This is a genomic window from Microbacterium sp. NPDC055910 (genome assembly GCF_042271185.1).
In the GTDB taxonomy this organism is placed as follows: Bacteria; Actinomycetota; Actinomycetes; order Actinomycetales; family Microbacteriaceae; genus Microbacterium.
Map to the genome: position 1 here is coordinate 1 of NZ_JBHJZS010000054.1, position 10,190 is coordinate 10,190.

Annotated in this window: 6 protein-coding genes; 2 read left to right on the forward strand and 4 right to left on the reverse strand. The window is 67.2% G+C overall.

The genetic code is table 11. The features are described 5' to 3' along the window. The first annotated feature begins 154 nt into the window (after positions 1 to 154). Positions 155 to 1,429, forward strand: a complete 1,275-nt coding sequence (gene rlmN, locus ACFC3F_RS14600) for a 23S rRNA (adenine(2503)-C(2))-methyltransferase RlmN (RefSeq protein WP_376131288.1) — start codon at positions 155 to 157, stop codon at positions 1,427 to 1,429. A gap of 79 nt (positions 1,430 to 1,508) precedes the next feature. Here the strand turns inward: rlmN and ACFC3F_RS14605 are convergent, their stop codons facing one another. The 4 genes from ACFC3F_RS14605 to ACFC3F_RS14620 form a co-directional block, all read right to left on the reverse strand. Next, the gene (locus ACFC3F_RS14605) at positions 1,509 to 3,185 is read right to left on the reverse strand and encodes an ABC transporter ATP-binding protein (RefSeq protein WP_376131291.1); all 1,677 of its coding nucleotides are present in this window, start codon (positions 3,183 to 3,185) and stop codon (positions 1,509 to 1,511) included. Further along, a complete protein-coding gene (locus ACFC3F_RS14610) occupies positions 3,182 to 4,264 on the reverse strand; it encodes an ABC transporter permease (protein ID WP_376131294.1) in 1,083 nt (360 codons plus the stop codon). Before ACFC3F_RS14610 ends, ACFC3F_RS14605 begins: the two co-directional genes overlap by 4 nt. A 1-nt stretch (position 4,265) precedes the next feature. Then, a complete protein-coding gene (locus ACFC3F_RS14615) occupies positions 4,266 to 5,363 on the reverse strand; it encodes an ABC transporter permease (protein ID WP_376131297.1) in 1,098 nt (365 codons plus the stop codon). A 95-nt stretch (positions 5,364 to 5,458) separates the two neighbouring features. Then, a complete protein-coding gene (locus ACFC3F_RS14620; protein WP_376131300.1) occupies positions 5,459 to 7,105 on the reverse strand; it encodes an ABC transporter substrate-binding protein in 1,647 nt (548 codons plus the stop codon). A 443-nt stretch (positions 7,106 to 7,548) separates the two neighbouring features. Between ACFC3F_RS14620 and ACFC3F_RS14625 the strand changes: the two genes are divergently transcribed. Further along, entirely contained in the window at positions 7,549 to 10,149 is a 2,601-nt protein-coding gene (locus ACFC3F_RS14625) for a M6 family metalloprotease domain-containing protein (protein ID WP_376131303.1), read from the forward strand. Positions 10,150 to 10,190 lie beyond the last annotated feature (41 nt).

Below are 10,190 nucleotides of genomic sequence, written 5' to 3' on the forward strand. Positions count from 1 at the left end.
CGCCGAGACCGTGGGGTCTACCCGCAGTCTCGGCGCGCCGTTGCAGTCTCGCGGTCAATCGAGGGCGGCCGAGGGGGACCGGCGGCGACCGGCGGCGACCCGTGCGACCGGCGACGGTCGACGGGCGTCCAGGTGCGTCGCCTACGCTCGAGGGATGACGACTCAGCCCCCCGTGCGCTCGACGACACCGCGGGACACCCCCGTGCGCTCGACGACCCCGCGCGACACGACGCAGGTGCGACCGCGCACCGAGGGGTGGACGCAGAAGAAGGATGCCGCGGGCCGGCCCCTGCTGCAGTTCGCCTCTCCGAAGCGCGGCAAGCCGCCCGTGCACCTCGCCGACCTCACTCCCGAGCAGCGCGTCGAGAAGGTCGTCGAGCTCGGCCTGCCCGGCTTCCGCGCCAAGCAGCTCGAGAAGCACTACTTCACCCACGGCACGCACGACCCCGCCGAGATGACCGACCTGCCGGCATCCGGTCGCGAAGAGCTCGTGCACGGGATGCTGCCCCCGCTGCTCACCGAAGTGCGGCGTCTGCAGACCGACCGCGGCGACACGGTCAAGTTCCTGTGGAAGCTGCACGACGGCGCGCTCGTCGAGTCGGTGCTCATGCGCTATCCGGGCCGCATCACGCTGTGCGTGTCGAGCCAGGCCGGCTGCGGCATGAACTGCCCCTTCTGCGCGACGGGTCAGGCCGGGCTCACCCGCAACATGTCCGCCGCCGAGATCATCGAGCAGATCATCCGCGCGAACCGGCTCATCCGAGACGGCCGCCTGGGCCCGCGCGAGCATGCCGACGAGCGGGTCACCAACATCGTCTTCATGGGCATGGGCGAGCCCCTCGCCAACTACGCACGCGTCATGCAGGCCGTGCGCGTCATGGTCGACAAGAAGCACGGCCTGGGCATGAGCGCGCGCGGCATCACGATCTCGACCGTCGGCCTCGTGCCGGCCATCCGCAAGCTCGCCGACGAGAACATCCCCGTGACGTTCGCGCTGTCGCTGCACGCCCCCGACGATGAGCTGCGCGACGAGCTCATCCCGGTGAACTCGCGCTGGAAGGTCGACGAAGCCCTCGACGCCGCCCGCGCCTACTTCGACCGGACCGGACGCCGGGTGTCGATCGAGTACGCCCTCATCAAGGACATGAACGACCACGGCTGGCGCGCCGACCTGCTCGGCGACAAGCTCAACGAGCGCGGTCGCGGCTGGGTGCACGTCAACCCGATTCCCCTCAACCCGACGCCCGGCTCAGTGTGGACGTCGTCGACCCGCGCCGCGCAAGAGGAGTTCGTCCGCCGTCTCGAGGCGAAGGGCATCCCCACGACGCTGCGCGACACCCGCGGCAAAGAGATCGACGGCGCCTGCGGGCAGCTCGTCGCGACCGAGGAGGACCAGACGATCGCTGCGGCGACGCCCGCTGAAGCGTGACGATCCGGATGCCGCGGCATCCGCTCCGTCAACGGCGAAGCCCCCGGCCACCTCACGGTGCCGGGGGCTTCGCGTCGCGCTAGGACGACGTGAGCGAGGCGAGCAGTTCGCGGCGCTCGCGCTGCTCGTCGGGGTCGGGAACGGGAAGGGATGCCAGCAGTCGCTGCGTGTAGGCAGCCTTCGGTGCGTGCAGGATCTGCGCGTTCGGTCCCACGTCGACGAGCTTGCCGCGGTGGAGCACCCCGATGCGATCGGCGAGCAGGTCGACGACGGCGAGGTCGTGGCTGATGAACAGCGCCGCGAACTTGTACTCCCGCTGCAGGTCGGTGAACAGGTCCAGCACGCGGGCCTGCACCGACACGTCCAGGGCCGAGGTCGGCTCGTCGGCGATCAGCAGCTCGGGCTCGAGCGCGAGTCCGCGGGCCAGGCTCGCACGCTGACGCTGTCCTCCGGACAGCTCGTGCGGGTAGCGGTCGCCGTACGAACGCGGCAGCTGCACGGCCTCGAGGAGTTCGTCCACACGTGCCCGCGCGGCCTCGGGGTTGCGTGCGCGGCCGTGGATGACGAGCGGCTCGGCGACGCACTCGGCGATCGTCAGCAGCGGGTTGAAGCTGGACGCCGGGTCCTGGAAGACGAACCCGATCCGGCTGCGCAGCGGCTTGAACGTCCGCTCGCGGACACGGTACATCTCGGTGCCGAGCACCTTGAGCGAGCCGCCCGTGATCTTGGTGAGCCCGCCGATCGCGCGACCGGTCGTCGTCTTGCCCGAACCCGATTCGCCGACGAGACCGAGCACCTCACCGGGACGGATCTCGAACGAGATGCCGTCCACGGCGACGAACGGGGGCTTGCCCATGCGTCCGGGGAATTCGATCCGCATGTCCTCGGCCACGACGACCGGTTCGGCGGCAGGGTCGGGCACGAAGCGCTCGCGCTCGCTGACCTCGGCGGGACGGATGCGGGGGACCGCGGCCAGGAGCTTCTTGGTGTAGTCGGCCTTCGGCGCCGTGAACAGCTCGTGGACCGTGGCCTGCTCGACGACATCGCCCTGGTACATCACCACGACGCGATCGGCGAGGTCGGCGACGACGCCCATGTTGTGCGTGATGAGCACGATCCCCGTGTTGAACTCGTCGCGGCAGCGACGCAGCAGATCGAGGATCTCCGCCTGCACGGTCACATCGAGCGCCGTCGTGGGCTCGTCGGCGACGATGAGGCCGGGGTCGAGCACGAGCGCCATCGCGATCACGACGCGCTGCTTCTGTCCGCCCGAGAACTGGTGCGGGTAGTAGTCGACGCGGGTGTCGGGATCGGGGATGCCGACGCGGCGCAGGATGTCGATCGCCTGACGGCGCGCTTCCTTCGAGCTCATGCGCGTGTGCGCGCGCAGGCCCTCGATGATCTGCCATCCCACCGTGTAGACCGGGTTGAGTGCGGTCGAGGGCTCCTGGAAGACCATCGCCACATCGGTGCCGCGGACGCTGCGCAGCGTCTGCTTGTCGGCGCCGAGGATCTCGGTGTTCGACGACCCGTCCTTGCTCGTGAGCACGACGGTGCCGTGAGCCGTCGCCGTCTCGGGCAGCAGCCCCAGGATCGTCTTGGCCGTGACCGACTTGCCCGAGCCCGACTCGCCGACGATGGCGACGACTTCGCCGCGCTCGACCGTCAGCGAGACGTCGTTGACGGCCTTGACGGCACCGGAGTCCGTGGCGAACGAGACGCCCAGGTTGGTGATGTCGACGACGCTGTTGCTCACGAGCGTTCTCCGATTCCGTGGTTTTCGAACGATTCGCCGTCTTCCAGGCCCTTGAGTCCACCGGGGCCCGCGGTGAGCTCGCCACCGGGGACGACCGAGGTCTCGGCGACGAGGCCGGCGGCCTTCGCGACGCGGCGGCGTCCGCGCAGACGCGGGTCGGCCAGGTCGTTGAGGCTCTCACCGACCAGCGTGATGCCGAGGACGACGAGCACGATGGCGAGACCCGGGAAGAGGGCCGTCCACCAGATGCCGCTCGTGACGTCGGACATCGCCTTGTTGAGGTCGTATCCCCACTCCGAAGCTGCCGTCGGCTCGATGCCGAAGCCGAGGAAGCCGAGGCCCGCGAGGGTAAGGATCGCCTCGGACGAGTTCAGCGTGATGATCAGCGGCAGCGTGCGGGTCGCGTTGCGCAGGACGTGCCGGAACATGATGCGACGGTTCGAAGCCCCGAGCATCTTGGCCGACTCGACGTACGCCTCGGCCTTGATCCGGACGGTTTCTGCGCGGATGACCCGGAAGTACTGCGGGATGAAGACGACCGTGATCGAGATCGCCGCCGCCAGCACGCCGCCGATGAGGCTCGACTGCCCACCGGAGATCACGATCGACATGACGATGGCGAGCAGGAGCGAGGGGAACGCGTAGATGGCGTCGCAGACGACGACCAGGACGCGGTCGACCCAGCCGCCGAGGTAGCCGGAGACGAGCCCGAGGAGCACGCCGACGAAGATCGACAGTGCGACGGCGACGACGATCACCAGGAGCGCGGTCTGGGCACCCCAGATGACGCGCGACAGCACGTCGTAGCCGCCGACGGTCGTTCCGAGCAGGTGTTCGCCGGACGGCGGCTGCTGCGCACCGAAGACGCCGTCTTCACCGCGGCGCTGGTTGAAGCTGAACGGCGAGATGTACGGGGCCAGCAGCGCCGTCAGGATGAAGACGAACGTGATGACGAGGCCCGCGATGAGCATGCCGCGCTGCAGTCCGACCGACTGCCGCAGCTGGTGCACGACGGGTAGCCGGCTCAGCCACGACTGCTTCTGGATGGGCGGGAGGGTGACGGTGGTGGTGGTCGTCATGTCAGTACCTCACTCGCGGGTCGATGATCGCCGCGACGATGTCGACGAGGAAGTTGGTCAGGGCGACGATCACCGCGAGCAGCACGACGATGCCCTGCACGGCGACGAAGTCACGCGACTGGAGGAACTGGGCGAGCATGAACCCGAGCCCCTTCCACTCGAACGTCGTCTCGGTGAGGACGGCGCCACCCAGCAGGAGCGCGATCTGCATGCCGATGACGGTGATGATCGGGATGAGCGCCGGCCGGAAGGCATGTTTGCGCACGAGGCGGAACTCGCTCACGCCGCGCGAGCGGGCAGCATCCACGTAGTCGGTGGACAGCGTGCCGATCATGTTGGTGCGCACGAGCCGGAGGAAGACGCCGGCCGTGAGCAGACCGAGGGCGATCGCCGGCAGCACGGCGTGCGAGAGCACGTCCATGATGACGGCGGGGTTGCCGGTGCGGAAGGCGTCGATCGTGTAGAAGCCCGAGGAGTTGTCCAGGCGCATCATCTGCAGCTCCGCCCCCGTGGAGGCCCGGCCGGCGACCGGGAGCCACTTCAGCCACACGGCGAAGACGAGCTTGAGCAGGAGACCGGAGAAGAAGACGGGGGTGGCGTAGAAGAGGATCGCCGATACTCGCAGGATGGCGTCCTGGCCGCGGTCACGGTAGTAGGCAGCGACCGCGCCGAGCGGGATGCCGACGATCAGGGCCACGATGACGGAGAAGAAGACGAGTTCGAACGTCGCGGGACCGTAGGTGATGAGAACCTCGGCGACGGGGCGGTTCGTGGTCAGCGTCGTTCCGAGATCGAAACGCAGCAGCTGAGCGAGGTAGTCGATGTACTGCTGCCACAGCGGACGGTCGTAGCCGGCAGCCGCGATGAGTTCAGCGAGTTTGTCCGGGGGGAGGCGTCCGCCCTGAGCTGCCGTGATGGGGTCACCGGTCGTGCGCATGAGCACGAAGACGAGGGTGACGAGGATGAAGATCGTGGGGAAGATCAGCAGGAAGCGGATCAGGATGTAGCGCCACAGGCTGCCACCGGAGGAACGAGTCTTCTTCTGGCGTGTGCTCCGTGGAGACGCCGGCGCCTCTTGCGGGGTTGCCGTCGTGGTCATGGGGTCGGATCCTCGGGTCGGATGGGGCTGGCAAGAAAATGAGGAGGTGGTCCGACGTGGTCGGACCACCTCCTCTCAGACTGAACGCGGAGCGATCAGCCCTTGGTGATGACGCCGTAGCGGAACTTGAACGTCGGGTCGAGCGTGTTCTCGACGCCCGAGACGTCCGTGCCCGTGACCGCGTTCTGGCTGAACGCGATGTACGGGAGCGTGGACAGGTCGCCCGCGACGACTCCCTGGATCTCCTCGATGAGCGCGACGCGCTCGTCGGTGTCGACCGTCGAGCCCTGCTGCTTGAGCAGTGCGTCGACCTCGGCGTTGGAGTAGTGGTTCGCGAGGAAGTTGTCCGTCGCGAAGAACGGCGTCAGGTAGTTGTCCGAGTCGGCGTAGTCCGGGAACCAGCCGAGCTGGTAGATCGGGTACGCGTCCGCGACGCGGTCCTTCGAGTAGGTGACCCACTCGGTGGACTGGATGTTCGTCGTGAACAGACCGCTCGAGTCCAGGCTGTCCTTGATGACGGCGTACTCGTCACCCGACGAGGGGCCGTAGCGCTCAGCGACGTACTGGATGTTGAGCTCGACGGGCGTCGCGACACCGGCGGCCTCGAGGGCTGCCGTGGCCTTGTCGACGTCGGGTCCACCGTTGCCGTCGCCGTACGCGTCGCGCAGCGACACGGTGGCGCCGGGAACACCCTCGGGCAGGTACGAGTACAGGGGCTCGACCGTGCCCTTGTAGACCTGCTCGGCGATGGCCTCGCGGTCGATCACGTCGGCGATGGCCTGACGGACGGCGAGAGCCTTCGCCGGGTCAGCCTCGGGCGTCGTGGCGCCGTAGGGCATCGTGTTGAAGTTGAACACGAGGTAGCGGATCTCTCCACCGGGGCCGTCGACGACCTTGACGTTGTCGTTGCCGCGGAGGTCATCGATGTCGGTAGCCGACAGCGTGCGGTTCGCGACGTCGATGTTGCCTTCCTGGACGTCGAGCTTGAGGTTCGACGCGTCGGTGTAGTACTTGACGTTGACCTCGGAGGTGAGCGGTGCGCCCAGGAGGCCGTCGTAGCTGTCGTTCGCCTTGTACGAGATCAGGTTGTTGAAGTCGTAGCTCTCGATGACGTACTGACCGGCGAAGGGCTGCGCCGCGACGATGTCGTCGTCCGACAGTGCCTCGTCGGCCGGGAAGACCTCTTCGTCGACGATCGGGCCGGCGGGGCTCGAGAGCACCTGGGGCCAGGTCTGGTCGTTCTCGGACGTCAGCGTGAAGACGACCGTCAGGTCGTCCGGAGCCTCGACCGACTCGAGCGCGCCGAGCAGGTACGACGGTCCGGTCTCGGATGCGATCGCCAGCTGGCGGTCGAACGAGAACTTGACGTCGGACGACGTCAGCTCGTTGCCGTTGGCGAAGGTCAGGCCCTCCTTGAGGGTGACCGTGTACTCGTTCGGCGCCGTGAACTCGGCCGACTCTGCGATGTCGGGCTTGACCTCGGCGTCGCCGGGGACGGAGTTCATGAGGAACGGGTAGATCTGGTTCATGACCGTGAAGGACCCGTTGTCGTAGGCGTTCGCGGGGTCGAGGGCCGTCACCTGCTCGGTCGTACCGATGATGATGGCCTCACCGCCCGTGGTGCCCTCGTCGGTGCCGTCGGACGTCGAGCCACCGGCACATCCGGCGAGAACGAGGGCGAATGCCGCCGCTCCACCGAGACCGATGACGATGCGACGACCAGTAGTCGTAGCGGTAGCCATGCTTCTCCTGTCTGCAAGGGTTCAGCGCTGAATGACGAGACCACAGAAGCAGCCTCGCGCTGTGTGACGTATCAGTCCTATCACAGCGATTTCTCGCGGTTTCGGACGTATGCGGAACCGTAACATCGCCCTCTCCGGACACCCGCTCAGAACAAGGGGGGGTAAATGCCGGTCTGCCGCGTAACGACGCGGAATTCGCGGGCATCGCCCGCACTCATCACTCTTTCCGAAGAGTACAGGCCACTTTTCCCGATCCCCACGCGCTATGAGTGCGTGACATGCTACAAGTCACAGGTGTGTGCCTTGCTGGGGGTAACGCTGCCCACGGGTGCCGAGGCGCATGCAACAAGAATCAGAGGAGTGATCTCTTGACATCACCACGCCGAATGCGTTCGCGCAGCTGGCGCACAGGGCTTGCCGCCACGGCTGCCCTGAGTGTCGTCATGACCGGTGCCATCGCCGGTCAGGCGGCCACTGCAGCGCCCGCCGACCCGATCATCGATCCGTCGGTGCTCGAGCCGGTCGACCCGCAGAACTGGGTCAACATGGACGACATGACGCACGCGGACTACGTCCCCGTGCCCAACACCGACTGGGCGAACGACACCGAAGGCAGCCAGCAGACCTTCAACGGTGCCATCGTCCTGCTCGACTTCCCGAACCAGCCCTTCGTCGTGACGCAGGAGCCGGAATCCGACGCGTTCAAGAACCCGACGGCCGGCTTCGAGCCCGTCGCTCGCGAGGACGTGCCGCAGTTCTATCTCGACCTGCTGAACACGCCGAGCGAGCTCAACAACGGCCAGACGCTCAACGACTACTGGATGGAGCAGTCCGGCGGTCGTCTGAGCGTGCAGATGGAGGCCTTCGGCCCCTACGAGATGCCCGGCAAGATCCACGAGTACGGTCTGAACGACAGCTTCAACCGTCCGAATGCGGCGTTCTGCCCGCAGGGCGACACGTGTAACAAGGTCATCCGCACCGACGCGAACCGTCTGTGGGCTGCCGACCTCGAGATCGCCGACCCGCTGACGCAGTTCGACCAGGTCTTCTACATCACGGCCGGCCAGGACGAGTCGTCGACGTGGGAAGAGTTCGGTCAGATGATGTTCGCCGCTCCCGAGGACGTGCCGGACGCATTCGGCCCGCCGCGTGACGAGAACGGCTTCGCGCCGGACCAGAACGGCAACAACATGGCCAACTGGGCCAAGACGCGCTACATCCCGTGGACGTCGTGGAAGGCAGCGATCAGCCACTGGCCGAACGCCAACTTCCCGACCGCGACGCGCGCCGGCAACTCGACGCAGGCTGAGTCGTCGGGCATGGGAACGTTCGCGCACGAGTTCGCGCACATCCTCGAGATCTCGGACAACTACGGAAACCCGTACGGCACGGACGCTGCAGACGGCGGCCCGCTCCGCGACACCTCCGGCCCGTTCGACATCATGGCCCGCGGTTCGTTCAACGGCCCCGGTGGCACGCACACGCGGTGGAACATCCCCTCGGTGCAGGGTGGATCCGGCCCCGCCGGCGTCGCGCTGCGCAACCGTCTGAACCTCGGCATCATCGGCGAGGACAACGTGCTGCAGACCTCGACGACCGAGATCGCCGCCAAGGGCTCGATCACGGCCAACCTGCTGACGCGTGCCGTCACGCACGAGGGTCGCCTCACGGGCATCAACCTCGCGCTCGACGGTGGCGACAAGTCCAACGGCACCTGCACGCGCCGCGCGCAGTGGGACTGCGACGGTGGTGGCTTCAACCACTACACGCTCGAAGTCATCGACCGCATGGGCACGGACTCGTACCAGCCCGACGCCGGCGTCATGATCTCGAAGACCAAGGTCGCCGACCGCAACCCGTTCCTCTGGACGATCGACGCCAACCCGCAGGACATCGACACGCTCGACTACATCCGTGGTGACGGCACGCCGATTCCGATCACGCGCGGTGACCAGCGCCAGCTGAACGACGCCCTCTTCCACGCCGGGGTCAACTCCGGTTCGGAGTACGAGTACGTCGACGAGTACAACGGCCTGCACTTCTACATCGAAGAGATGCGTCGCGACGAAGACGGCCTCCTCGAGTACGACGTGGCCGTCCGCTCGATCGGCAACGCCGGTCCGCAGCAGCGCGGCGTGAGCCTCGCTCAGCCGGCGCTCACGGCGGGCAAGGAAGCCGTCGAGCAGGGTCAGATCGCGCAGTGCGTCGTTCCGCTGACGAACACGGGCTCCGCTGTCGAGGATGCCGCTGCCAACAGCGACATCTACCGCATCTCGACGACGGTCGCGGGTGAGGGCTGGAACGTCCACACCCCGAGCGCCATCGTGACGGCGACGGCCGGCGAGACGGTCGATGTGCCCGTCTACGCCTACCGCGACGGTGCAGGCACGCAGGGTGCTCGCATCTCGATCACGGCCACGTCCGAGAACAACTCGGCCGCGACGTCGACCGTCGAGTGCGTCATTGACACGCAGCGTCCCGAGACGAACCTCGTCTCGCCGTCGTACGTCGGCCCGCACGACGAGCTCGTCATCGAGCTCGAGGCGACCGATGACACGGGCCTCAAGACGATCGTCGCGAACGTCTACCAGGACGGTCGGATCGTCAAGGGCACGCAGACGAACGTGGACGGCGCCACCTCGGCGACGCACACGTCGACCGTGAGCCTGCCCGACGGCGCCTACACGCTCCGTTACAACGCGCACGACATCGCGGGGAACATCTCCGAGACGAAGAACTACGCCTTCACCATCGGTGAAGCCGTGACGGCAGAGACGACCGCTCGCACGCTCGCGGGCAAGGTCTACCTGTCGGTGTCGGCGACGAACAACGCGACGGTGCCTGCGGACATCGAGATCACCACTGCTTACGGCAGCAAGACGTTCACCAACGTCGCGCCCGGCAAGACGGTGTCGGTCTCGGTGAACTCGCGCCTGGCCTCGGTCCCGGCCGGAGAGGCGACGGTCACCTCGACCCTCGACTTCGATGGTCAGATCGTCGTCAAGACGGCGACGGCTCCGTACGCCGCGTACCCGGCGGGCTGATAACCCGCTAGCCGTCTTCGGGGTGGGGTGCGATCGCACCC

Coding starts and splice junctions, on each gene's coding strand:
- rlmN (WP_376131288.1), top strand. CDS start 155: ATGACGACTCAGCCCCCCGTGCGCTCGACGACACCGCGGGACACCCCC.
- ACFC3F_RS14610 (WP_376131294.1), bottom strand. CDS start 4,264: ATGACGACCACCACCACCGTCACCCTCCCGCCCATCCAGAAGCAGTCG.
- ACFC3F_RS14615 (WP_376131297.1), bottom strand. CDS start 5,363: ATGACCACGACGGCAACCCCGCAAGAGGCGCCGGCGTCTCCACGGAGC.
- ACFC3F_RS14620 (WP_376131300.1), bottom strand. CDS start 7,105: ATGGCTACCGCTACGACTACTGGTCGTCGCATCGTCATCGGTCTCGGT.
- ACFC3F_RS14625 (WP_376131303.1), top strand. CDS start 7,549: ATGACCGGTGCCATCGCCGGTCAGGCGGCCACTGCAGCGCCCGCCGAC.